This is a genomic window from Streptomyces sp. NPDC030245 (assembly GCF_055572995.1).
The window spans coordinates 1-24063 of the sequence record NZ_JBVICF010000013.1 but is presented as its reverse complement, the minus strand read 5'-3'; the positions used below and the strand labels follow the sequence as shown (position 1 = coordinate 24063).

Annotated in this window: 19 protein-coding genes and 1 pseudogene; 8 read left to right on the top strand and 12 right to left on the bottom strand. The window is 73.0% G+C overall.

Translation table 11 applies throughout. The annotated features are described in order from the left end of the window. Both ACZ4Z4_RS30465 and ACZ4Z4_RS30460 read right to left on the bottom strand, forming a co-directional pair. A complete protein-coding gene (locus ACZ4Z4_RS30465) occupies window positions 1–549 on the bottom strand; it encodes a DinB family protein (protein WP_468334312.1) in 549 nt (182 codons plus the stop codon). Then, window positions 546–1835 carry a serine hydrolase domain-containing protein gene (locus tag ACZ4Z4_RS30460; protein ID WP_468334309.1) on the bottom strand — a complete coding sequence of 430 codons (1290 nt, stop codon included), beginning with the start codon at window positions 1833–1835 and terminating at the stop codon, window positions 546–548. Before ACZ4Z4_RS30460 ends, ACZ4Z4_RS30465 begins: the two co-directional genes overlap by 4 nt. A 272-nt stretch (window positions 1836–2107) precedes the next feature. Here ACZ4Z4_RS30460 and ACZ4Z4_RS30455 point away from each other — a divergent pair, with 272 nt between their 5' ends. The 3 genes from ACZ4Z4_RS30455 (at window position 2108) to ACZ4Z4_RS30445 (ending at window position 7892) form a co-directional block, all read left to right on the top strand. After that, window positions 2108–4165 (top strand): phosphocholine-specific phospholipase C, encoded by a 2058-nt coding sequence (locus ACZ4Z4_RS30455; protein WP_468334306.1) that lies wholly within the window; start codon window positions 2108–2110, stop codon window positions 4163–4165. Window positions 4166–4238: 73 nt separating this feature from the next. Beyond that, window positions 4239–6788 carry a valine--tRNA ligase gene (valS, locus tag ACZ4Z4_RS30450; protein WP_468334303.1) on the top strand — a complete coding sequence of 850 codons (2550 nt, stop codon included), beginning with the start codon at window positions 4239–4241 and terminating at the stop codon, window positions 6786–6788. Between the two features lie 171 nt (window positions 6789–6959). Next, a complete protein-coding gene (locus ACZ4Z4_RS30445) occupies window positions 6960–7892 on the top strand; it encodes an LURP-one-related family protein (RefSeq protein ID WP_468334300.1) in 933 nt (310 codons plus the stop codon). A 181-nt stretch (window positions 7893–8073) separates the two neighbouring features. Here the strand turns inward: ACZ4Z4_RS30445 and ACZ4Z4_RS30440 are convergent, their stop codons facing one another. Then, entirely contained in the window at window positions 8074–8985 is a 912-nt protein-coding gene (locus ACZ4Z4_RS30440; protein WP_468334297.1) for a DMT family transporter, read from the bottom strand. Continuing rightward, window positions 8982–9818, bottom strand: coding sequence for a phosphatase PAP2 family protein (locus ACZ4Z4_RS30435; protein ID WP_468334294.1), 837 nt, complete (start codon window positions 9816–9818; stop codon window positions 8982–8984). Before ACZ4Z4_RS30435 ends, ACZ4Z4_RS30440 begins: the two co-directional genes overlap by 4 nt. Before the next feature lie 159 nt (window positions 9819–9977). On the opposite strand from ACZ4Z4_RS30435, the gene ACZ4Z4_RS30430 reads away from it, so the two are divergent. After that, complete coding sequence (locus ACZ4Z4_RS30430; RefSeq protein WP_362994993.1) at window positions 9978–10562, top strand: TetR/AcrR family transcriptional regulator; 585 nt, start codon at window positions 9978–9980, stop codon at window positions 10560–10562. A gap of 195 nt (window positions 10563–10757) precedes the next feature. Here the strand turns inward: ACZ4Z4_RS30430 and ACZ4Z4_RS30425 are convergent, their stop codons facing one another. From ACZ4Z4_RS30425 to ACZ4Z4_RS30410, 4 genes are all read right to left on the bottom strand, one after another. Next, entirely contained in the window at window positions 10758–11708 is a 951-nt protein-coding gene (locus ACZ4Z4_RS30425) for a DUF2510 domain-containing protein (protein WP_468334291.1), read from the bottom strand. Window positions 11709–11801: 93 nt separating this feature from the next. Then, window positions 11802–12986 carry an anhydro-N-acetylmuramic acid kinase gene (locus tag ACZ4Z4_RS30420; RefSeq protein ID WP_468334289.1) on the bottom strand — a complete coding sequence of 395 codons (1185 nt, stop codon included), beginning with the start codon at window positions 12984–12986 and terminating at the stop codon, window positions 11802–11804. A gap of 117 nt (window positions 12987–13103) precedes the next feature. Further along, window positions 13104–14090: an acyl-CoA dehydrogenase family protein gene (locus ACZ4Z4_RS30415; protein ID WP_468334286.1), complete on the bottom strand. Its 987-nt coding sequence runs from the start codon at window positions 14088–14090 to the stop codon at window positions 13104–13106. Beyond that, a complete protein-coding gene (locus tag ACZ4Z4_RS30410) occupies window positions 14090–15280 on the bottom strand; it encodes an acyl-CoA dehydrogenase family protein (protein WP_468334283.1) in 1191 nt (396 codons plus the stop codon). The genes ACZ4Z4_RS30415 and ACZ4Z4_RS30410 overlap by 1 nt, the downstream gene beginning before the upstream one ends. A 102-nt stretch (window positions 15281–15382) precedes the next feature. On the opposite strand from ACZ4Z4_RS30410, the gene ACZ4Z4_RS30405 reads away from it, so the two are divergent. The 4 genes from ACZ4Z4_RS30405 to ACZ4Z4_RS30390 all read left to right on the top strand — a co-directional run bounded on the left by ACZ4Z4_RS30405 (window position 15383) and on the right by ACZ4Z4_RS30390 (window position 21069). Then, the gene (locus ACZ4Z4_RS30405; protein WP_468334280.1) at window positions 15383–16165 is read left to right on the top strand and encodes an SDR family oxidoreductase; all 783 of its coding nucleotides are present in this window, start codon (window positions 15383–15385) and stop codon (window positions 16163–16165) included. A gap of 15 nt (window positions 16166–16180) precedes the next feature. Further along, window positions 16181–16825, top strand: coding sequence for a TetR/AcrR family transcriptional regulator (locus ACZ4Z4_RS30400; RefSeq protein ID WP_468334277.1), 645 nt, complete (start codon window positions 16181–16183; stop codon window positions 16823–16825). A 46-nt stretch (window positions 16826–16871) separates the two neighbouring features. Next, window positions 16872–18029 (top strand): acetyl-CoA C-acetyltransferase, encoded by a 1158-nt coding sequence (locus ACZ4Z4_RS30395; protein WP_468334274.1) that lies wholly within the window; start codon window positions 16872–16874, stop codon window positions 18027–18029. A gap of 376 nt (window positions 18030–18405) precedes the next feature. Next, window positions 18406–21069, top strand: coding sequence for an ATP-binding protein (locus ACZ4Z4_RS30390; protein ID WP_468334271.1), 2664 nt, complete (start codon window positions 18406–18408; stop codon window positions 21067–21069). Here ACZ4Z4_RS30390 and ACZ4Z4_RS30385 read toward each other — a convergent pair. The 4 genes and pseudogenes from ACZ4Z4_RS30385 to ACZ4Z4_RS30370 all read right to left on the bottom strand — a co-directional run. Continuing rightward, window positions 21046–22143 (bottom strand): NAD(P)H-dependent flavin oxidoreductase, encoded by a 1098-nt coding sequence (locus tag ACZ4Z4_RS30385; protein ID WP_468334268.1) that lies wholly within the window; start codon window positions 22141–22143, stop codon window positions 21046–21048. The genes ACZ4Z4_RS30390 and ACZ4Z4_RS30385 overlap by 24 nt on opposite strands. A 17-nt stretch (window positions 22144–22160) precedes the next feature. After that, window positions 22161–22955 carry a CoA-transferase subunit beta gene (locus tag ACZ4Z4_RS30380; RefSeq protein ID WP_468334265.1) on the bottom strand — a complete coding sequence of 265 codons (795 nt, stop codon included), beginning with the start codon at window positions 22953–22955 and terminating at the stop codon, window positions 22161–22163. Further along, window positions 22952–23800, bottom strand: a complete 849-nt coding sequence (locus ACZ4Z4_RS30375) for a CoA transferase subunit A (RefSeq protein WP_468334262.1) — start codon at window positions 23798–23800, stop codon at window positions 22952–22954. Before ACZ4Z4_RS30375 ends, ACZ4Z4_RS30380 begins: the two co-directional genes overlap by 4 nt. Window positions 23801–23865: 65 nt before the next feature. Next, a pseudogene (locus tag ACZ4Z4_RS30370) lies at window positions 23866–24063 on the bottom strand (enoyl-CoA hydratase); the annotation flags it as partial.

The following is a 24063-nucleotide window of genomic DNA, read 5'->3' as shown; positions in this document are numbered from 1 at the left end:
CTACAGCCCCACCGCCCCGTCGATCCGCTCCCGGAGCAGATCGGCGTGGCCGTTGTGGCGCGCGTACTCCTCGACCATGTGCAGCAGCACCCAGCGCAGCGACACCGCGCCCAGCCAGGAGTCCTGCCCCGCCACGTCGAGGTCGGCGGCCTCCTCGACGAACCGCTCGGCGAACGCCACCTCGGCGCGCCACGCCTCCCAGGCCGCCGCGACGGCGCCGGGCTCCGCCACCGCGCCGTCGAAGTCCTCGTCGGCGTTGTCGGGCGTGGCGTAGAGGGGTGCGACGTCCAGCCCTGCGAGGTCCTTGCGGAACCAGCGGCGTTCCACGTCGGTGAGGTGCCGCACCAGGCCGAGCAGCGACAGCGCGGACGGCGCCACGGACCGCCGGTCCAACTCCCGCTCAAGCCCTCGGCACTTGATCTCCAGCGTCTCGCGCTGGGACCGCAGGAAGCTGACGAGCATGGCCCGTTCGTCCCCGGTGGTGACCGCGCCGTAGCGGGGGTCGTCCGGCTCGCCCGTGAAGAAGACGGCTCTTCTGCGTGAAGTCATGACCCCATCATCGGGCCCCGCACCCGGGCCGGTTCGGCCAGTCCTTCGTACAGCGCACCGACCAGGTGGATGCTGCGCAGGTCCTCGCCGGAGGTCCCGGCGCCCATGCGGTTCATGGTGTACGCGTACGAGACGCCGTTCTCCGGGTCGGCGAAGGCGTAGGAACCGCCCGCGCCGCCGTGCCCGAACGCCCGTGGGTTGGGGCCCGCCTGCCCGAACTGGTTGAGCATGTAGCCGAGGCCCCACGGCCAGTTCTCGGCGAGCGGCAGGCCCGCCCGCAGTACCAGGTCCGGTTCGTCGCCCCCGCCCTGCCGGGTGCGCAGCCGCTGCACGGCGCCGGGGGAGAGGAGCTTGCCGTTGGCCAACTCGGCGTAGACGGCGGCGAGTCCGCGCGCGGTGGCGTGGCCGTTGACCGCGGGTATCTCCGCGCTGCGGTAGGCCGCGGCGTTCACGTCGCCGAGCGGCAGGTACCCCAGGGCGAGCGTGACCGGCGCCATCGGGTGGTCCGCCAGACCGCCGACCGGGGGCTTCGGTGCCTCACCGAAGACGGTGCGGGACGACTTCGGTTCCGCACCGGCATCCGTGCGGGGCGACGTCGGTGCCTCGCCGGGCTCCGTCGAAGGCGGCGGCTCCTCGGCGGCGCGGAGGGCCGGTGCCATGTCCGCGCACCGCCCGTGCTCGCTCTCCGGCGTGCCCACGTGGACGTCGGCGCCGAGCGGCCCGGTCACCTCGGCGCGCAGGAACGTCCCGAGCGAGACACCCGTGACGCGCCGCACCACCTCGCCGACGAGGAAGCCGAACGTCACCGCGTGGTAGCCCTGGGCGGTGCCGGGCCGCCACCACGGCCGCGTCGCCGCCAGCGCGTCCGTCACCCTCTCCCAGTCGTACACCGCGCCCGGCGCCAGCGGTTCGTGCGGCGCGATGAGACCGGCGCGGTGGCTCAGCAGCCAGCGCACCGGGATGTCGTCCTTGCCCTCCCGCGCGAACTCCGGCCAGTACCGCGCGACGGGCGCGTCCAGGTCCAACTCGCCTCGGTCGACCAGGAGATGGGCGCAGAGCGCCGTCGTCCCCTTGGTCGTGGAGTAGACGTTGACCAGGGTGTCCCGCTCCCAGGGGCGGGCACCGGTGCGGTCCGCGTCGCCGCCCCACAGGTCGACGACGAGCTCGCCGCCGACCGTGGCGGCGACGGCCGCTCCGAGGTCGTCGCGCTCGGTGAAGTTCCGCTCGAATTCCGCACGCACGCGCTCGAACCCGGGGGCGCAGGTGCCATGGACGCGCAGAGTCATGGCCTCATGGTTGCCTACGGCACCTATCGCCGCAAGAGGGTCGCAAGAGGACCGCGAGAGGGCTGCGAGAGGGCCCGACGTGTGCACGACGCGTGAAGAAATGCCTGCGCTGAATGTACGGGTTTCCGCCACGATGCCCGTCGCTTGTGTCCTGCCCGCCAGAGGTTGGACTTCTCTTCACACAGCCGTCACAGGCTCTTCCGTAGCGCTTGCTCCCCTTGGCACACTTCACCCCGCTCACGTCCCCCACAAAACACGAGGTCGGAACCTTCATGCCTGAACTCAATCGGCGCCGCTTCATGCAGCTGGCCGGCGGCACCGCGACGTTCGCCATGCTCAACCAGAGCATCGCCCGCGCCGCGTCCCTGCCGGCCGCCCGCACCACCGGCACCATCAAGGACGTCGAGCACGTCGTCGTACTGATGCAGGAGAACCGGTCCTTCGACCACTACTTCGGGACGCTGAAGGGCGTACGCGGCTTCGGCGACCCGCGCCCGGTGACCCTGCCCAGCGGCAAGCCGGTCTGGCACCAGCGGGGCGGTGGCAAGGAGGTGCTGCCCTTCCACCCGACCGCCGAGAACCTCGGCATGCAGTTCATCGCCGGCCTCGACCACGACTGGGCGGGCGGCCACAAGGCGTTCAACAACGGCGCGTACGACCAGTGGATCCCCGCGAAGTCCGAGCGGACGATGGCCTATCTGGAGCGGAACGACATCCCGTTCCACTACGCGCTCGCCGACGCGTTCACGGTCTGTGACGACTACCACTGCTCGTTCATCGGGGCCACCGACCCCAACCGCTACTACATGCTCACGGGCCACGTCGGCAACGACGGCAAGGGCGGCGGCCCGGTCCTCGGCAACCAGGAGCTCGGCTACGACTGGACGACGTACGCGGAGCGCCTGGAGCAGGCGGGTGTGAGCTGGAAGGTCTACCAGGACATCGGTGACGGCCTGGACGCGGCGGGCCACTGGGGCTGGATCGACGACGCCTACCGCGGCAACTACGGCGACAACTCGCTCCTCTACTTCAACAGGTACCGCAACGCCAAGCCCGGCGACCCGCTGTACGACAAGGCCCGCACGGGCACCAACGCCAAGGCGGGCGACGGCTACTTCGACATCCTCACGGCCGACGTGAAGGCGGACAGGCTCCCGCAGGTCTCCTACATCGCCTGCCCGGAGGCCTTCACCGAGCACCCCAACTGGCCCGTGAACTACGGCGCCTGGTACATCGCCCAGGTCCTGGACGCGCTCACCTCCAACCCCGCGGTGTGGGCGAAGACGGCCCTGTTCATCACCTACGACGAGAACGACGGCTACTTCGACCACATCGTCCCGCCGTACGTGCCGAAGGACGCGAACCAGGGCAAGTCCACCGTCGACACCACCCTCGACTACTTCCCGGGCAACGCCTCCTACGCGGCCGGGCACTACGGCCTCGGCCAGCGCGTCCCGATGATCGTCGTCTCGCCGTGGAGCACCGGCGGCTTCGTGAACTCCGAGGTCTTCGACCACACGTCGATCATCCGGTTCATGGAGAAGCGCTTCGGCGTCAAGGAGCCCAACATCTCGCCGTGGCGCCGCGCGATCTGCGGCGACCTGACGTCCGCGTTCGACTTCAGCGGCAAGGACACCGACCTGGCCGAGCTCCCCGACACCGCCGCCTACGAGCCGCCGGACAACAAGCGCCACCCCGACTACGTGCCGAAGGCGCCCGCCAACCCGGCCCTGCCCAAGCAGGAGCGCGGCTCCCGGCCCGCCCGCGCGCTGCCGTACGCGCCGCTCGTGGACGGCGCAGCGGACCCCGTCGCCGGGAAGTTCGCGCTCACCTTCAGCGGGGGCGCCAAGGCCGGCGTCTGCTTCCACGTCCGGTCCGCGAACCGCACCGACGGCCCGTGGACGTACACCACGGAGGCCGGCAAGTCGGTCTCCGACACCTGGAACTCGAAGTACTCCAAGGACGCCTACGACCTCTCCGTCTTCGGCCCCAACGGCTTCCTGCGCACCTTCAAGGGCCCCGGCAAGAAGGCGGGACCCGAGGTCGTCGCCCGCCACGACGGCACGACCGGCAACATCAAGCTGACCCTGAAGAACGCGGGCAGCGCCGATGTGAACCTCACGGTGACCAACGCCTACGGCGGCGCCGGCCAGACCTTCAAGGTCAGGGCCGGCTCCTCCGTGGAGCACACCGTCGACCTGCGGGCGAGCAAGCGCTGGTACGACCTGACCGTGAAGTCCGACGGCGACGCCGGATGGCTGCGGCGTCTCGCGGGCCATGTGGAGACCGGCGCGGCGGGCGTCAGCGACCCGGCGATCATCACCGTCTGACACCGGGAGGGCCGAGGAGGGCCGAGAAAAAGGGGGCGCCTGCGGGCGGCGGGCGTGGTTAGCATCCAGAGGCATGGCATCCACCCGTCGCCGTGCAGGCGTCCCCGAGAAGCCCGTCCTCGACGGGCTCGAAGAGAAGTGGTCTCGGCGATGGGACGAGTCGGGCGTATTCGCCTTCGACCGCTCGAAGACGCGGGACGAGATCTTCTCCATCGACACCCCGCCGCCCACGGTCAGCGGCTCGCTCCACGTCGGCCACGTCTTCTCGTACACCCACACCGACGCCGTCGCCCGCTACCGGCGCATGCGCGGCCAGGAAGTCTTCTACCCCATGGGGTGGGACGACAACGGCCTGCCGACCGAGCGGCGCGTCCAGAACCACTTCGGTGTCCGCTGCGACCCCGCCCTGCCGTACGACCCGGACTTCACCCCGCCCGAGAACCCCGGCAAGCGCCAACTCCCCATCTCGCGCCGGAACTTCATCGAGCTCTGCGAGCAGCTCACCGCCGAGGACGAGCAGGCCTTCGAGAATCTGTGGCGGCGGCTCGGGCTCTCCGTCGACTGGTCCCGTACGTACCGGACCATCGGCACCGAGGCCCGCGCGGCCTCGCAGCTCGCGTTCCTCAACAACCTCGCGCGCGGTGAGGCGTACGTCGCCGAGGCGCCCACGCTCTGGGACGTCACGTTCCGTACGGCGGTCGCCCAGGCGGAGCTGGAGGACCGTGAGCGGCCCGCCGCCTACCACCGCCTCGCCTTCCACGGCGCCGACGGCCGCCCCGTCGAGATCGAGACGACCCGCCCCGAACTGCTCCCCGCCTGCGTCGCCCTCGTCGCCCACCCCGACGACGACCGCTACCGGCACCTGTTCGGCACGACCGTCCGCACTCCGCTCTTCGACGTCGAGGTTCCCGTCGTCGCCCACCGCCTCGCCACCCCGGAGAAGGGCACGGGTATCGCGATGGTGTGCACGTTCGGGGACACCACCGACGTCACGTGGTGGCGCGAACTGCGGCTCGCCACGCGGCCGGTGATCGGCTGGGACGGCCGCTTCCGCGCCGAGCCGCCGAGCGGCGTCGAGACACCGGCGGCCGTCGCGGCGTACGCGGAGCTGGCCGGCGCCACCGCGCACACGGCGCGCGAGCGGGTCGTCGGGATGCTGCGCGGGAGCGGCGAGCTCAGGGGCGAACCACGCCACGTCACGCACGCGGTGAAGTTCTACGAGAAGGGCGACAAGCCCCTGGAGATCGTCACCACCCGCCAGTGGTACGTCCGCAACGGCGGCCGCGACGCCGCGCTGCGCGACCGGCTGCTGGCCCGCGGCACCGAACTGGCCTGGCACCCGCCGCACATGCGGATCCGCTACGAGAACTGGGTCGGCGGCCTCAACGGCGACTGGCTGATCAGCCGCCAGCGGTTCTTCGGCGTCCCGATCCCCGTCTGGTACCCGCTGGACGGCTCGGGCCGGCCCGACCACGACCACCCGATCGTCCCCGACCGCTCCGCCCTGCCCGTCGACCCGAGCGCGGAGACCCCGCCCGGCTACGAACCGGCGCAGCGCGGCGCCCCGCACGGCTTCGTCGGCGACCCGGACGTCATGGACACCTGGGCGACGTCCTCGCTCACCCCGCAGATAGCGGGCAAGTGGCTGACCGACCCGGACCTGTTCGCGCGGGTCTTCCCGATGGACCTGCGCCCGCAGGCCCACGAGATCATCCGCACCTGGCTGTTCGCCACAATCGTGCGCTCCCACGCCGAGCACGGTGCGCTGCCGTGGCGGCACGCGGCGATCTCCGGCTGGATCCTCGACCCGGACCGCAAGAAGATGGCGAAGTCCAAGGGCAACGCGGTCACCCCGGACGACCTGCTCGTCCGGCACGGCGCGGACGCGGTCCGCTACTGGGCGGCGAGCGGCCGCCCCGGCACGGACACGGCGTTCGACGTCGGCCAGATGAAGATCGGCCGCCGCCTCGCCACGAAGCTGCTGAACGTCGGCAAGTTCGTGCTGAGCCTCGGCGACGCCCCCGCGGGGGCCGCCGTCACCGAGCCGCTCGACCGTGCGCTGCTCGCCGAGCTGGCGTCGGCCGCCGAGGAGGCCACCGCGGCCTTCGACGCCTTCGACTACTCGCGCGCCCTCGAACGCACGGAGCAGTTCTTCTGGCGCTTCTGCGACGACTACGTCGAGCTGGTCAAGGCCCGCGCGTACGGCGACCACGGCGACGCGGCCGCGACCGCGTCGGCCCGCGCGGCGCTGCACACGGCGCTCGACGTCCTGCTGCGGCTCTTCGCGCCGGTCCTGCCCTTCGTCACGGAGGAGGTCTGGTCGTGGTGGCGGGCGGGCTCCGTCCACCGTGCCGCCTGGCCGAGCGGGGCGGAGCCGCGCGAGCACGCGGGCGACGCGGCGGTCCTCGGCACGGCGGCGGAGGCCATCGCGGCGATCCGCGGGGCCAAGTCGCGGGCGAAGCTGTCGATGCGGGCGGACGTCGCGCACGCCACGGTCACGGCACCGCGCGCGACCCTCGACCGCTTCGCGGCGGCGGAGGGCGATGTGCGGGCGGCGGGACGTGTGTCGGCGGTGGAGCTGCGGGAGGGCGGGGAGGGGCTGCGGGTGGAGGTCGCGTTCTGACGGCGCCCTTGAGGAGCTGCCCGAAGGGCGCTCCTCAGGGGCGCGGGGAACTGCGCGACCAGCCGCGACGAACCCGCGCGCGGCCCGCGGCCCGCCGCCCGCTGAGTCGGAGGTCACACCCGTGCAAAGTGACTGGCGGACGGCCCGTACCCGGGGGGTAGGGTCTCCCGGGTGACAACGCATTCGAACACTCCTGCAGGCTGGTACCCGGACCCGCACGGCGCGGCCCAGCTGCTCCGCTGGTGGGACGGCTCCCAGTGGACGGACCACACCAGCCCGGCCCAGCAGGGCCAGGCCCCCCAGGCCCAGGCCCAGCAGGTTCCGCAGCAGGCCCAGCAGCCGGCGCAGGCCCAGCAGCCCGCGCAGGGCCAGTTCGGCGGCCAGCCGCAGGGCCAGTTCGGCCAGCCGCAGGCGCCGATGCAGGCTCCGCCGGCGGCCGACCCGGCCAAGGTGCAGCGCCAGGTGCAGCAGCAGGCCGGCGTCGCCCCGTCCGCGCAGGGCGGCGGCACGCTGTTCACGGAGCCGGTCCTGGTCGTGAACCAGAAGGCCAAGCTCATCGAGCTGACGAACGAGTACAGCGTGATGGACCAGTCGGGCAACACGCTCGGCTCGGTCGTCCAGGTCGGCCAGAGTGCCCTGAAGAAGGTCGCCCGCTTCGTCGCCAGCGTCGACCAGTTCATGACGCACAAGCTGGAGATCCGCGACGCGTACGGCCAGCCGCAGATGATGCTGACGCGGCCCCGCAAGTTCATGAAGTCGCGGGTGATCGTCGAGCGCCCCGACGGGCAGCAGGTCGGCGAGATCGTCCAGCAGAACATGATCGGCAAGATCAACTTCGCGATGATGGTGAACGGCCAGCAGGTCGGCGCGATCAAGGCGGAGAACTGGCGCGCCTGGAACTTCGCGATCGTCGACCACGCCGACAACGAGGTGGCCCGGATCACGAAGACGTGGGAGGGCCTCGCCAAGACGATGTTCACCACGGCGGACAACTACGTCCTCCAGATCCACTATCAGCTCCCCGAGCCGCTCCTGAGCCTCGTCGTGGCGACGGCCCTCACGGTGGACACGGCCCTGAAGCAGGACGCGCGAGGGTTCGGATAGCCGAGCGCAGGCCCCCGTCCGGGGCGCGAGGCGTCCGACCGAGCGCCGGCGTCCCAGGGGCGCGGGGAACTGCGCGACCAGCCACATCGGGCCCGCAGCCCCAAACGGCGTCGGCCGCACCCACCCGGGAGGGACGGGGGTACGGCCGACGCCGTTGTCGTACCGGGAGAGGGAACAGGGCTCAGGACCGAGAGAGCCGCAGCCCCGCGGACTCCACCGGCTGAGCCGGGATCGAGGGCAGCGGCTCGGCCACGGTTTCGCCCGCGGCGCCGCGCGGCGAGCGCGTCAGCACCACCACCCCGTACGCCGCCACCGCCCCGCCCGCCACCGCGACGAGGATTCCGCCCGCTCCGCCCTGGAGGCGCTCGCCGAGCAGGGCGACGCCGATGACCGAGGCCGCCACGGGGTTGGCGAGGGTCACCACGGCGAGCGGGGCACCGAGGCCCCCGCGGTAGGCGGTCTGCGAGAGCAGCAGCCCGCCCGCGGCGAACGCCGCGACGAGCAGCGCCACGACGACCACCTGCGGGCTGAGCAGCGGGCCCGACCGGTCCGTGACGGCGACCGTCACGGTCTGGGTGAGCGCCGACGCGACCCCGGAGGCGAAGCCGGACGCCGTCGCGTGCCGCAGTCCGGGCCGCGTGCCGGGCCGGGAGAGGACGCCGATGACCGCCATGGTCGCGGCGGCCACGACCAGCGCCTCCGGCACGGTCAGCGTGTCGTCCGGCGCCGGCCCCGAGGCGGTCAGGAGCAGCGTGCCGAGGCCGATGAGCGTGAGCCCGGTGCCGCGCCACTCCAGGCGCGTGACCCGGCGGCCCGCGAGCCGCGCGCCCAGCGGCACGGCGGCGACCAGGGTGAGGGCGCCGAGCGGCTGGACCAGGGTGAGCGGGCCGTACTTCAGGGCCGCCACGTGCAGCAGCGCGGCGGACGCGTTGAGCCCGACGGAGGACCACCAGGTGCCGCTGGCGAGCATGCCCACGGCCCCGCCCTCGCCCTCGCGGACGCGGGAGGCCAGCCGCTCCTGGGCGACCGCCGCGGCGGCGTAGGCGGCCGCGGAGACGAGGGAGAGCGCGACGGCGAGCAGCGTGGCGTTCACCGGCCGGCCCCCGAGGTGATCAGTTCCCGTGCGGGCGCCGAGCGGCGCACGACGAGGGAGCGTCCGGGCCGGGGCAGCCGGATCACCGCGAGGGCGATGCCGAGCAGCGCGGTCGCCGCGAGCGCGTCGAGCCAGTAGTGGTTGGCGGTGCCGACCACCACGAGCAGGGTCAGCAGCGGGTGCAGCAGCCAGAGCCAGCGCCACCGCGTGGAGGTGGCGACGATCAGTCCGACGGCGAGCATCAGCGCCCAGCCGAAGTGCAGCGAGGGCATGGCCGCGAACTGGTTCGCCATGGTGTCGGTCGCGGGCTTGGCGGCGTACACCGACGGCCCGTACACCTGGGCCGTGTCGACGAGGTGCGCGGCGTCCAGCATCCGCGGCGGCGCGAGCGGGAAGCCGAGGTGGAGCACGAGCGCGGCCGCGGTCAGCGCGGCGAGCACCCGCCGCGTCCACACGTAGTGCCGCGGGCGGCGCCAGTACAGCCAGACGAGGAAGAGCAGCGTCGCCGGGAAGTGCACGGTCGCGTAGTACGTGTTCGCGATGTGGATCAGCGAGTCGCTGCTGAGGAGTGCGTTCTGCACGGCGCCCTCGCCGGGCAGGTGCAGCGAGCGCTCGGCGTCCCACACGCGGTGCGCGTTGTGGAAGGCCTCGCCGGTGTGCCCGTTGGCGAGCTGCCTGCCGAATTTGTAGACGAGGAAAAGTCCTACGACGAGGAGGAGCTCCCGGACGAGGGGCGGTCGGGCAGCTGTGTCCGGCTTCCGGACGGCGGTCGCGCCCGGCTTCCGGACGGATATGTCCGGCTCCCGTTCGGCAGGCTCGGTTCGGGATTCCATCCCCCGGCCCCTTTGCGTGATGACTGGGTAGTGCGGTCTGAGCGGAGGATCGCCCCACTCATCGATACGCCAGTGTACCGATACGGTGGCGTACCGGTACACTCGCGTTTCGAAAGGTGTCGATCGAGCCGATCGGCCGCCGTACCGAGGAGAAGAGCCATGACGTCGACGTCGAGCCGCTCGAAGATCACGCCCGAGCGTGAGCAGGAGTTCTACGACGCCGTCCTCGACCAGCTCCGCGAGTGCGGCTACGAGGCGCTGACCATGGAAGGCGTCGCCGCCCGCACTCGGTGCAGCAAGTCCACGCTCTACCGCCAGTGGAAGACCAAGCCGCAGTTCGTGGCCGCCGCGCTGCGCGCCAACCGCTGCGTGCGGTTCGCCGGCATCGACACCGGCAGCCTCGCCGGGGACCTGCGGGAGGCCGCCAGGGCCGCCGGCGAGCAGTCGGGGCGCGACACGATGCTGGTGCAGGCGCTCAGCCACGCGGTCCTTCAGGACGAGGACCTCCAGCGGGTGCTGCGCGAGACGCTGGTCGAGCCGGAGCTCAGGGCCATGGCGGCGATCATCGAGCGCGGTGTCGAGCGCGGCGAGATCGCCGCGGGGCATCCGGCGGTGGAGTTCCTCTCCGTGCAGCTGTTCGGCGTGCTGCGGGCCAGGCCGATCCTGGAGGGCGCGTACGCCGACGAGGAGTACGTGACCCGCTTCGTGGAGGCCTGCGTGCTCCCCGCGCTGGGCCTCACCTGATCGTGGGCCCGGGTCTGTCGGATGACGGGACCCGGGCCCGCCCGCGCCGCACCGTGGGGACGGGGGCGGCGCGCACCCCCGGGCCGGACGGGGTTCCTCCTGAGCGGCGAGGAACCCCGTCCGGTCCTGGTTCTCCGGTCCCGTCCGCCCGGCCCGGCTCTCCGGTCCGCTACACGTCTCCGCTACATGTCTCCGCTATACGTCCTGGCCGGCCCCGCCGCCGTCGACGACCGGGCCCGCCTTGATCCCCTTCGCGATCTCGTCCATGGCGGACGGTGAGGGGGCCTTCTCGTTGACGTCGATGCCCATGCGGACGATGACGAGCTTCGACTTGTCGGTGGGGGACGGGAAGGCGAGCGACTCGACGTAGCCGTCGTCGCTCTTCTGCGTGACGGCCTTCCAGCGGACGTGGTAGCCCTTCTGGCCCGCCACGGTGATCGGCTCGGAGGCCAGCACCTTGTGCGAGGTGATCTTGCCGTAGGTCTTGCCGCCGTACCCCTGCTTCGCGTTCTTCTTGATGTCTTCCTTGGCGGCCGCCTCGGGCGTCTTGCCGTCGAGTTTCAGCTGCTCGGCCGATTGCGAGTAGGCGCTGCCCCGGGTGCACTGCTCCTCCGCGTTGCCGGGGCAGGGGATCGGGTCGGTCTGGACCCCGGCGCCGAACTGCGTGGTGCCGCCCTTCCAGCCGTCCGGCACGGGGATCCTGATGCCGTTCACCACGTCGCTCGCGAAGCCCGGGTCATGCCCCGGGGGCTGCCCCTCGGGCGCGCCCGGCGACCGCGGCGCCCGGGGCGACTCCGGCGCCTGCGGCTCTCCCGGCTCCCGCGGGGCGTCGGCCGACGGCTCCCGGACCGCGGTGTCGGCGCCGTCCCCGTCGTCGTCCGCGGTCAGGGCGTACACACCGCCGCCTATCCCGGCGAGCACGGCGAGCACCACACCGGCGGCTATCGCCACGCGCAGTCTGCGGCGCGGGGCGGGCGCCTCTCCGGGGTAGGCGGGAAAGGCCTGTTGAGTCGGGTACGCCGCCGTACCGCCGGCGGCCCGCACCTGGTCCGTCCACACGTTCCCGTCCCACCAGCGCTCGGTGGGAGGACCGCCGGCGGTCTGGCCGGGATCGGGGTACCAGCCGGGGGGAGTCATCTGGGTCATGGCCGTCAGCGTATGAGCACCGCGTGAAAGACGGATGAGAGGGGGCCGTCCAGTATCGGCGTATCGGCCTTTTCCGTCGGCCCCCGCTGTCCGCTACCGGCCCGCGCTCGCATGCCCGTTGACCAGGAGCCTCTCGGGTGCCACGGCCCCCTCCACCGTCCGGGGCCACGGCGTTCCCCGGCGTCCCGGCGTGATCGAACCCAGCACGCTCGCGTGCCGCGCCCCCGTGCTCGCGGGGACGGTCCCGGGGAGGCCGTGCAGGGTCAGGAAGCCGAGGACGGCGAAGGCGTACGCCTCCTTCGCCGCGGCGGGCAGGCCCAGCTCGTCGGAGGTGCGCACCGGGATCCCCTCGCCCAACTCCGCCCGCAGCGCGGCCATCAGCGCCGGATTGCGCGTCCCGCCGCCGGAGACGACGGCCTCGGACGCGCGCACGGAGCGGACGGCGTCGGCGACCGTGCGGGCGGTGAGGCGGGTGAGCGTGGCGACGACGTCCTCGGCGGGCAGCTCCTCGTACCCCTCCAACGCCGCACGCAGATAGGGCAGATGGAAGAGCTCCTTGCCCGTCGTCTTCGGCGCCGGGAGGGCGTAGTAGGGCTCGGCCAGGAGCCGGGTGAGGAGCCCGTCGTCGACCGTGCCGCGGGTGGCCAGTTCGCCGTCCAGGTCGTAGGCGAGGCGGCCGTCCGTCGCCTCGCGCACCGCGGCGTCGATCAGCGCGTTGGCGGGGCCGGTGTCGAAGGCGGTCCCGTCGGCCGCGGTGATGTTGGCGATGCCGCCGAGGTTCAGCGCGGCCGGAGCGCCCGGCCTGCCGCGCAGCCACATCCGGTCCACCAGGCTGACCAGGGGCGCCCCTTGGCCGCCGGCCGCGATGTCCCGGGGGCGGAAGTCGGCGACCACCGGCAGGCCGGTCGCCTCGGCGATCCACGCGGGCTGCCCGAGTTGCAGCGTGCCGTGCACCTGCCCGTCCGCCACCCAGTGGTAGACGGTCTGCCCGTGCGAGGCGACCAACTCGGCCCGTCCGTCGCACAGCTCACGGTCCGCCTCGGCCGCGGCGGCCGCGAAGGCCCGCCCGATGCCGGTGTCCAGGCGGCAGACCTCGGCGAGCGTGGTGGCGGCGGGCGGCAGCGCGGCCGCGAGCCGGGCGCGCAGCCCCGCGTCGTAGCCACGGCTGATCAGCCCGAGGGGAGTGAGCGTCAGACAGTCGCCGTCCAGGGCCAGATCGGCGGCCGCCGCGTCGATCGCGTCGTACGAGGTCCCTGACATCAGCCCGATCACGCGCACGTGGGGCCTCCTTCTCGGTCGGCGCACCCCTGCGCTTGATCATCGCATCCCGGGGGCCGCGGACGGCTCCTGTTCCCGGAAAGCGGTACGCCGTGCAGGAGCGGGCAGAGCCCCCTCTCACCAGCGGGCGTCGAGTACTCGCCCCCGCCACATCCCCGGATCCCCCCATGCGCTCCGCAGCGCCCGCGCCTTCGTCAGCCACAGGGACAGGTCGAACTCCGCCGTGTACCCGATCGCCCCGTGCAGCTGGAGCGCGGCACGGGCCGCGCCGTACGCCGCCTCGCCCGCGGCGACCTTGGCGGCGGCGACATCGGCCGGCGCCATGGTCGTCGCGGCGCCGAACACCAGCGGCCGCGCGAACTCCAGCCGCACCAGCACGTCCGCGAGCCGGTGCTTGACGGCCTGGAACGTCCCGACCGGCGCCCCGAACTGGGTGCGCTGCTTCACGTACGCGACGGTCCTGTCGAGCAGGGCCAGGCCGACGCCGAGGGACTGCGCCGCCGTGGCGAGCGCCGCCCACTCGCCCGCCCGCCGCGCCGCCGCGGTCACGGCCGGACCCGAGGCGAGGAGCTCCCCGCCGGGCAGCGGCGCGGCGAGGCGCCGTGCGGGATCGAGGGAGCGGCGCACGCGCGCGTGCCCGGGGGCCAGCCGCAGGTCGCCGTCGGTCACCGCGAGGATCAGGTCCACGGCGTCGGCGTCCAGGGCGTGCGGGCCGCCGTCCGGCAGCGTCAGCGTCGCGCTCGCCGCCCCCGAGGCGAGGGAGGGCAGGAAGCGCTTGGCCGGTCCCCGCTCACCCTCCTCGGCCAGCCGCGCCAGGAGCACGGCCGCCGCCACCGTCTCGACGGCGGGCCCCGGCACGGCGTGCCGCCCCAGCTCCACGAAGGCGACGGCCGTCTCGACGGAGAGCGGCCCCACCCCCTCGTACTCCTCGGGCACCGGCAGCGCGAAGACCCCCGCGTCCGCCAGCCTCGCCCACACCGCCCGCCCCCGCGCGTGGTCGCCGCGCCCCCACGCGCGCGTGGCCCCCACCGTGTCGGCCGCCGTCAGCATCGCGTCCAGGGAGCGGGCGAACTCCCGCTGCGCCTCGTCGAGGAGGAACCTCATCAGCGGCGTCCCTTCGGCAGACCGAGCAGGCGCTCGGCGATGATGTCGCGCTGGATCTCGTTCGTCCCCGCGTAGATGGGTCCGGCGAGCGCGAAGACGTAACCCTCGGCCCAGTCGACCCAGTCGGTCCGGTCGGCGTCGTCCGGTGGGGCGCCGTCGGTCAGCTCGCCGTCCGGGCCGAGCAGGTCGAGCGCCGTCTCGTGCAGCGCGATGTCGTACTCCGACCAGAAGACCTTGTTGAGACTGGACTCGGCGCCGAGCGTCTCCCCGGCCATGGACCGCGAGGCGCTGGCCCAGGTGAACAGCGCGTAGGCACGGGCCCCGACGACGGCGTCGGCGACCCGGTCGCGCAGCGCCGTGTCGGCCGGGACCCCGTGCTGTCGCCACTGCCGGACCAGCCGGTCCGCGGCGGCGAGGAAGCGGCCGGGGGAGCGCAGCGTCAGACCGCGCTCGTCGCCCGTGGCGGACATGGCGATCCGCCAGCCCTGGCCCGGCTCGCCGATCACGTCCTCGTCCGGCACGAAGACGTCGTCCAGGAAGAGCTCGGCGAAGGCGGGCTTGCCGTCCAGGCGCCCGACGGGACGGAGCGTCACCCCGTCCGCGTCGAGCGGGAACATCAGATACGTCAGGCCCCGGTGCGGCTTGTCCCCGCCCCCCTCGGGCGCTCCGCTGCGGAACAGGCCGAACGCGCGGTCGGCGAACGCGGCCCGCGACGACCACGTCTTCTGCCCGCTGAGCAGCCAACCGCCGTCCGTGCGGCGGGCGGTGGAGCGCAGCGACGCGAGGTCGGAGCCCGCCTCCGGCTCCGACCAGGCCTGCGCCCAGATCACCTCGCCGGTCGCCATGGGGGGCAGCACCCGCGCGCGCTGCTCCTCGGTGCCGAAGGCGAAGAGGGTGGGCGCGAGGAGACTGATGCCGTTCTGCGAGACGCGGCCCGGCGCGCCCGCCGCGTAGTACTCCTCCTCGAACACCAGCCACTTGACGATGTCGACGCCCCGTCCGCCGTACTCCTCCGGCCAGGACACCACCGACCAGCGGTCGGCGGCGAGTGTGCGCTCCCACGCGCGGTGGGCCGCGAAACCCTCCTCGGTCTCCAGCGAGGGCAGGGGCGCGGCCGGCACGTGCGCCGCGAGCCAGGCGCGCGCCCGCTGCCTGAACTCCTCTTCCCCGGCGGTGAAGTCGAGGTCCATCGGTGACCCACCTCTTCGATCCACTTCCCTAACAAGTGTTTGGTAGATTAGCCTGAAGGGGGACCGGCCGTCGAGGGCCCGGACCCGGAATCGGAGGCCGCCATGGAGCCACCCGCCTATGTGCCCGCGCACGATCTGCTCGCGGGCCGCACCGCCGTGATCACGGCGGCCGCCGGAGCCGGCATCGGCGGCGCCACCGCGCGCCGCTTCCTGGAGGAGGGCGCGCGCGTCGTCATAGGAGACGCCCACCCGCGCCGCACCAAGGAGACGGTGGCGTCGCTCGCCGAGGAGTTCGGCGCCGACCGCGTCGACGGCATTCCGTGCGACGTCACCGAGGAAGGGCAGGTCCAGGCGCTGTTCGACCTGGCGGAGCGGCGCCACGACCACCTCGACATCGTCGTGAACAACGCCGGACTCGGCGGCACCGCCGAGCTCACGGAGATGACCGACGAGCAGTGGGACAGAGTCGTCGACGTCACGCTGACCGGCACCTTCCGCGCCACCCGCGCCGCCCTGCGCCGCATGCGCGCCACCGGCCGCGGCGGTGTCCTCGTGAACAACGCGTCCGTGCTCGGCTGGCGCGCCCAGACAGGACAGGCGCACTACGCGGCGGCGAAGGCGGGCGTCATGGCGCTCACCCGGTGCGCCGCCCTCGAAGCCGCCCCCCACGGCATCCGGGTCAACGCGGTCGCGCCCAGCCTCGCCCTCCACCCCCACCTCGCGAAGGTCACCTCGCCCGAGCTCCTCGAAGAGCTCACCGCGCGAGAGGCGTTCGGACGGCCCGCGGAGCCCTGGGAGATAGCCAACGTCATCGTCTTCCTGGCCGGCGGCTACTCCTCGTACATGACGGGGGAGACGGTCTCGGTCAGCAGCCAGCACGCGTAGGCGGAGAATGACGGTGTGCCGAATCAGAAACAGAGTGCCGGTGACAAAGCCGCCACCAAGAAGAAGCCCCAGGTGAGCCCCTCGCCCGAGCGCCGCCGCGAACTCCTCGGCATCGCCGCCGACGTCTTCGCCGAGCAGGGGTACAACGCGACGACGGTCCGCAAGATCGCCGACTCCGCGGGGATGCTCGCCGGCAGCCTCTACTACCACTTCGACTCCAAGGAGTCGATGCTCGAAGAGATCCTCCGCACCTTCCTCACCGAGCTGTGGGACGGGTACGACGCCGTGCTCCAGGCCCAGCTCGACCCCCGCGCGACGCTCGAAGCCCTCGTCACCGAGTCCTTCCGGGAGATCGACCGGCACCGCGCCGCCGTCGCCATCTACCAGAAAGAGGCCAGACACCTGGTCGCACAGGAGCGCTTCCAGTACCTGTCGGACTCGCAGCAGCGCTTCGAGAAGGCCTGGCTGACGACGCTGGAGCGGGGCGTCGCGGAAGGCGTCTTCCGCGCCGACCTGGACGTCCGGCTCGCCTACCGCTTCGTGCGCGACACCGTCTGGGTCGCCGCGTCCTGGTACCGCCCCGGCGGCGGCCACAGCCCCGAGGAGATCGCCCGCCAGTACCTGTCGATGGTCCTGGACGGCATCTCCGTACGTACGTAAGCGGCGCGCCGCCACCCGGCGCCCCCCGACCGAGGAGCACGCAGTCATGGCCGAGGCCTACATCGTCGAAGCGGTCCGCACCCCCGTCGGCAGGCGCAAGGGAGGACTCTCCCGGGTCCACCCCGCCGACCTGGGCGCCCACGTCCTCAAGGCGCTCGTCGAGCGCACCGGCATCGACCCCGCCGCCGTCGACGACGTCGTCTTCGGCTGCCTGGACACGGTCGGACCGCAGGCCGGTGACGTCGCCCGCACCAGCTGGCTGGCGGCCGGACTCCCCGAAGAGGTGCCCGGCGTGACGATCGACCGGCAGTGCGGCTCCTCCCAGCAGGCCGTGCACTTCGCGGCCCAGGGCGTCCTCTCCGGCACCCAGGACCTCGTCGTCGCGGGCGGCACCCAGAACATGTCGATGATCCCCATCGCCTTCGCCTCCCGGCAGGCCGCCGAACCCCTCGGCCTCACCGAAGGCCCGTACGCGGGCAGCGACGGCTGGCGCGCCCGCTACGGAAACCGGCCCGTGAACCAGTTCCACGGAGCCCAGCTGATCGCCGAGAAGTGGGGCATATCCCGCCGCGACATGGAGGAGTTCGCGCTCCGCTCGCACCGGCGGGCGGTCCGCGCCATCGACGAGGGCCGCTTCGACCGCGAACTCGTCGCCCACGGCGACGTCGCCACCGACGAGGGGCCGCGCCGCGACACGACCCTGGAGAAGATGGCGGCCCTCCAGCCCGTCCTCGACGGCGGCACGATCACCGCCGCCTGCTCCTCACAGGTGTCCGACGGCGCCGCCGCACTCCTCATCGCGAGCGAACGGGCCGTACGCGAACACGGGTTGACGCCCCGCGCCCGCGTCCACCACCTCTCCGTGCGCGGCGAGGACCCCATCCGCATGCTCTCCGCGCCCATCCCCGCCACCGCGCACGCCCTCAAGAAGACCGGCATGGGCATCGCCGACATCGACCTCGTCGAGATCAACGAGGCGTTCGCCCCCGTCGTCCTCGCCTGGCTGAAGGAGACCGGCGCCGACCCCGACAAGGTCAACGTGAACGGCGGCGCGATCGCACTCGGCCACCCCCTCGGCGCGACCGGCGTCAAGCTGATGACGACCCTCCTGCACGAACTGGAGCGCACCGGCGGCCGGTTCGGCCTCCAGACGATGTGCGAGGGCGGCGGCCAGGCCAACGTGACCATCGTCGAACTACTCTGAGAGTCTGTGTCATAACCCCGGTCGGATCAGTGGGCGTCGTCTGGTGCGTGCGATCGCAAGGCGCCGGAGCGTCCTCGGTGGGGGTCCCCCCGGGCCCTTCAGGCCTGGGGGAGGAGCTACCAGGGCGGTTCGGCAACGCGGCATGGGGGTCCCCCCCTGGCCTTTCAGGCCTTGGGGGAGTGCGTGCCAGGCGGCGACCACCCGGCCGGGGTCATGACACAGGCTCTGCGGCCCGCGGGTGTACACCGGCCGCCCCCGGGACGCCCTCTTCCTCACCCCTTGCGGGAGTACCTGGCCCGACCGCGCTCCACAGCGGCCCCGACCCGGCTAGTCTCGACTTCTGTACGTCGATTGAGCGACCCCGGGAGGTAGCGCGATGACGCAGGGACGGCCCGGAGGAGCCGCCTGGGCCCCGCTGTGGGAACGCGACGCCGAACTCGCCGCGGTGGCGCGGGCCGTCGACGAGCTCTGCGCCGACGCGACGACCACGGGCGGCCTGCTCGCCTTCTGCGGAGAGGCCGGCATCGGCAAGACCGCACTCCTCGCCGAGGTGCGCCGCATGGCGGAGGGCCGCGCCACCGTCTGGTCCGCACGCGGCGGCGAGACGGTCACCTCCGTCCCCTTCAACGTCGTACGACAACTCCTTCAGCCCGCGCTCGTCCAGCTCACCCCCGACGAGGCCCGCGAGTACTTCGGAGACTGCTACGACATCGCGGGACCCGCCCTCGGCATAACCGAGCCCGGCGGCCCCCAAGCCGATCCGCAAGGCGTCTGCGACGGCCTCGTCGAAGCGGTGTCCCGGCTCTCCCGGCTGCACTGGCCGCTCGTCCTCCTCATCGACGACGCGCACTGGGCCGACCAGGAAACACTGCACTGGCTCGCCACGTTCGCCCAGCGCCTGGACGAACTGCCCGTGCTCGTCGTGGTCGCCCGCAGGCCCGGCGAGGCCACCGGCGACAGCGCCCGCCACCTCGCGACCGTCGCCGCCGAGGCCCGCTCCTTCAGCACACTGCGCGCCCTCACACCGGACGCCGCGGCCGGCCTGACCCGCGCGACGCTCGGCGAGCACGCCGACGCCCCGTTCTGCCGCGAGGTCTGGGCGGTCACCGGCGGCAATCCGTACGAAAGCGTCGAACTCCTCGCCAAGGTGCAGGACAGCGAACTGGAACCGGTGGAGAGCTCCGCCGACGAACTCCGCGCCCTCAACCGCACCGCCCGCGGCCGCGGCCTCGTCGCCCGCCTCGAAGGACTCGGCACCGACGCCACCCGCTTCGCCTGGGCCGCCGCCATCCTCGGCAGCGCCATCTCCCTCGACCTGGCCGCCCAGCTCGCCGGCATGCTGCCCGACAGCGCCGAACGCTGCGCGGAGCGGCTGTGCGCCGCGCGCATCCTGACCGACGGCGACGACGGCCTGGAGTTCGTCCACCCCCTCATCGCCAGCACGGTCTACCGCTCCATCCCGGCGGCCACCCGCACCGCGATGCACGGCCAGGCCGCCTCCGTCGTCACCCTCTCCGGGCGTGGCGCGGCGGCCGCCTCCCGGCACCTCCTGGAAGTCCACCCGGACGACGACCCCGAGCTCGTCGAGCAGCTGCGCGAGGCCGCCGCCGAACACCTCGCCGTCGGCGCGCCCGACGCGGCCCGCCGCTGCCTGGAGCGTGCCCTGCGCGAGCCTCCGCTGCCCGAGATCCACGCGCGCGTGCTCTACGAACTCGGCTGCGCCACCATGCTCACCTCGCCCGCCACCACCATCCGCCATCTGCGCGAAGCCCTCTCGATGCGCGGCCTCGACGGGGAGCTGCGCGTCGACGCGGTCTGCCGTCTCTCCCAGGCCTTCGTCCACAACGACCAGCTGGAGGAAGGCCTGCGCGCCATCGCCGAGGAGGCGGCCGGACTTGAACCGGGACCCGCGAGGCTGCGCCTGCAAGCCGTGCACTACATGTGGGAGGGCATCCACGCGGGCGAGCAGGACTCGCCAGGACGCTCGCGGCGCCTCGCCGCCCTCGCCGGACCTCTCACCGGCCGCGACAACTCCGAGCGCGCCCTGCTCATCCTGCGCGCCTTCGACGCCATGACCCGCGGCGAGAGCGCGGAACTGGTCGTCGAGCTCTGCGACCGCGCCCTCGTCAACGGCCGCCTCGCGCCCGGACTCGGCTGGACCGACACGGAGTGGAGCTTCGAGCTCCGCCTGATGCTCGGCGGGTCGTACGCCTTCTCCGACCGCCTCGACCGCGCCGAGAGCCTGTTCACCGAGGCCGTGCGCGCCTACGAGACCGCGGGCTGGAGCGGCGGACACCTCGCACTCGCCCACGCCTTCCTCGGCTATGTGTACCGCAGGCGCGGTCGGCTGACCGACGCCGAGCGCTCGCTGCGCGAGAGCCTGCGCCTCGCCGACCGTGTCGGCCAGGGCCTGCCCATGCACTGGGAGGCGGCCAGCATGCTCATCGACACGCTCCTGGCCCGCGGGCACATCGACGAGGCCGGTGAGATCGCCGACCGGTACGGCTTCGCGCCGCCCTCCGCCTCCACGATCTACGTCCCCGACGCGCCGTCCGTGCGCGGGCGCCTCCTGCTCGCCCTCGGCCGCACGGAGGAGGGGCTCAACGAACTGGAGGCGACGGCAAAGGCGCTGACGGCGCGCGGCCAGTACAACACCGTCCTCGCACCATGGGCGTACGACCTCGCCCGCGCCCTGGCCGGCAAGGATCCCAAGCGGGCGGCGCACCTCGTCTCGGACGCCCGGATGCAGGCCGAGCGGTTCGGCACGGACACCGCGATCGGTGAGGCGCTGCGGTGTGCGGCGGCCCTGGAGAGCGGCCCGCGCGCCGTCGCGCTGTACCGCCAGGCCGTCAGCTATCTGGAGGCCTCACCCTGCGCGTACGAACACGCGGTCGCCCGCGTCGAGTACGGCATCGCGGCGGGTTCCGCGGTGGAGCTGGAGCACGGCCTGACCCTGGCGCGGACCTGCGGGGCGGACGGCCTCGCCGACCGGGCCCTGGACCACCTCGGCCCCCGGTCATCGGTCGCCGGGCGGGCCTGACCCTGACCCCGGTCCGTACCGACCGCGCAACCCGTCCATGACCTCGTCCGCCTCCCGCATCAGCCGCCCCACCAGCTCCGCGCACGAGGGCAGGTCGGCTATGAGGCCCGCCACCTGGCCCGACGCCATCACGCCCAGCTCCGGACGGCCGTCCACCATCGCCGATCTCAGCATCATGGGGGTGTTCGCGGCGAGGACGACCTGGCTCCAGGTGAGGTCCTTGCCGTGCTTCATCGCGAGGCCGTCGCGGACCAGCCGCGCCCAGCCGAGTCCGGACACCTTCCGGAACGCCGCCGCGTGCCGCACCGCGCGGGCGAGGGAGGCGACGCGGCCGGACCTCTCCAGACCGGCCACCAGCTCGGTGCGCAGCATGCGGTGCGGGAGGCCGTCCACGCGCGTGGTGACGGTGACGTCCTTGACGGAGGCGGCCAGATAGCGGGCCTTGACCGCGTCCGGCACCGGCGAGTCCGAGGTGAGCAGGAAGCGGGTGCCCATGGCGACACCCGCGGCGCCGTAGGCGAGGGCGGCGACCAGGCCGCGGCCGTCGTAGAAGCCGCCGGCCGCGATCACGGGAATGTCCACCGCGTCGACGACCTGCGGGAGCAGCACGGTGGTGGCGACCTCGCCGGTGTGACCGCCGCCCTCGCCGCCCTGCACGAGCACGGCGTCCGCGCCCCAGGCGGCGACCTTCTCGGCGTGCCGGCGCGCGCCGATCGAGGGGATGACCACCACGCCGGCGTCCTTGAGCTCGGCGATCAGCTCCTTGGACGGCGCGAGCGCGAAGGACGCGACCCGCACCCCTTCGTCGACGATGATGCGGACCCGCTCCCTGGCGTCGCCCGCGTCCGCACGCAGGTTCACCCCGAAGGGCGCGGGCGTACGGGACTTGACCTCGCGGACGGCAGACCGCAGCTGCTCGACCGTCATGGTGGCGGAGGCGAGGATGCCGAGCGCCCCGGCGTTCGCGGTCGCGCAGACCAGGCGGGGGCCTGCCACCCAGCCCATGCCGGTCTGGACGACGGGGTGCCGGACGCCGACCAGCTCGGTGAGCGGCGTCCGCAGGGTGGGTGTCATGGGCGGCGGTTCCTGTGTCACGGGCGCACCTCGCGGTCGCGCAGGCCGCCCGGGTCCACCACGTCGCGGATCAGCCGCAGCTCCTCGGCGGTCGGCTCGCGGGTGTACGGGATGTCGGCGTCCGGCACGGCCAGGGTGAACCCGGTGGCCTCGCGCACTTCCTCCAGGGTCACGCCCGGGTGCAGGGACACCAGGCGCATCGTGTGATCGGGGGTCCTGAAGTCGAAGACGCCGAGGTCGGAGACGACCCGGCGCAGCTCGTGGAAGCGGGTCGCGGAGGGCCCGGCGACGGCCGCGCTGTCGTACCCGACCCCGCTGATCATGTCGACCTTCTCGACGAACACCCGCGTCGAGTGCCGCGGAATCCAGTAACTCACCGGGTTGTTCAGCGTGTTGACGGGCGCGCCGCGCACGCCCAGGAGCTGCCGCTTCGGGCGCTCCCAGGCGCCGATGCACGAGATGTTCTGGTTGCCGAAGCGGTCGAGCTGGCTCGCGCCCATCATCACGTGCCGTCGGCCGCCCATCACCATGGTCAGATGCCTGCGGTACGGCAGCCAGCCCTCGGTCACCGCCGACGCGGAGCCGACGGCCGGGACGTCGCCGATGAGGAGGGCCTCGCCGTCCGTGAGCAGCAGGTCGGGGGAGAAGGTCAGCTTGGCGAGGCGGGCCGCGACCGAGGGGACCGTGCCCATGGGGGAGGCGAGGATCTCGCCGTCGTCCCGCCAGGCCTCGGCGCAGGCGATCACGCAGTACTCGGCGCGGGTCGCGGTGGCTCCGGGCGCCCCTGGCGCGGTCGGTCGCGGGAGGGTCATCGCTGCTCCTTGTGCCAGGCTTGGACGGCCAGTTGATAGTCGTGCTCGGTCCCGGCGAGGAAGCGGTCGCGGAAGGTCTGCCAGGCCTCCGGGTCGGCCGCCGCGGTGGCGTAGGCCTTCTGGAAGGGCTCGTCGCGGGCGTAGTCGGGCACGCAGGACGTGAAGTGCGCGCCCTTGGGCGTCTCGGTCACGCCCGTCACCGAGTGCCGGGAGACGAGCATCGTCTGGGGCGCGGCGTGCGCGGTGAGCTCGGCGGAGTCGACGATCCGCTCGCACGAGACGTACGCGGTGTCGGAGGCCTCGCAGAACAGGTCGTCGAAGTAGGGGTCGGGGCCCAGATACTGGCCGTTGCCGAAGCGGTCCGCGCGGTTCAGGTGGACCAGGGCCGCGTCCATCCGCAGGGCGGGCACGGCGACGAGCTCCTCCCCGTCCTCGTACGGCGAAGTGACCGTCCGGAGGTGGGGGTTGACCCGCAGGACGTCCGAGCCGAGTCCCGCGCGGATCGGCAGGAACGGCAGCCGCTGGGCGCCCGCGGTGAGGCCCTGCATGAACATCGCCTCGTCCAGCTCGACGAGGTCGAAGGCGGCACGCTCGCGGGCCGCGCGGAAGTGCGGCTCCAGGGGGATCGAGTCGAGCGTCGTGAAGGCCGTGACGAGCTTGCGGATGCGGCCGGCGGCGGCGAGCAGACCGATGTCCGGGCCGCCGTACGACACGACGGTCAGGTCCGTGACCTCGGACCGCAGCAGCGCGCGGACCAGGGCCATCGGCTTGCGGCGCGAGCCCCAGCCGCCGATGCCGAGCGTCATGCCGCTGGCCAGCCGCCCCACGATCTCGTCGGGCGTCATTCGCTTGTCGGTCCTGCCGGTCCCACCGCTCCTGCCGCTCCTGCCGGCCCCATCGCTCCTGTCGGTCATGACCCGCCCTCTTCTCGCGTCCCGAAGTCCTCACGGATGCGGTCGGCCAGGCCGCTGAGGTTGGCCTCGAAGGTGAAGCCCTGCTCGAAGCGGTAGCTGCGGTGCACGTCCACGGGGTCGATTCCGTTGATCGCGGTCTTGGCGAAGCGCAGCAGTGTGCCGTCCTTGCGGGCGATCTCCCGGGCCAACTCCAT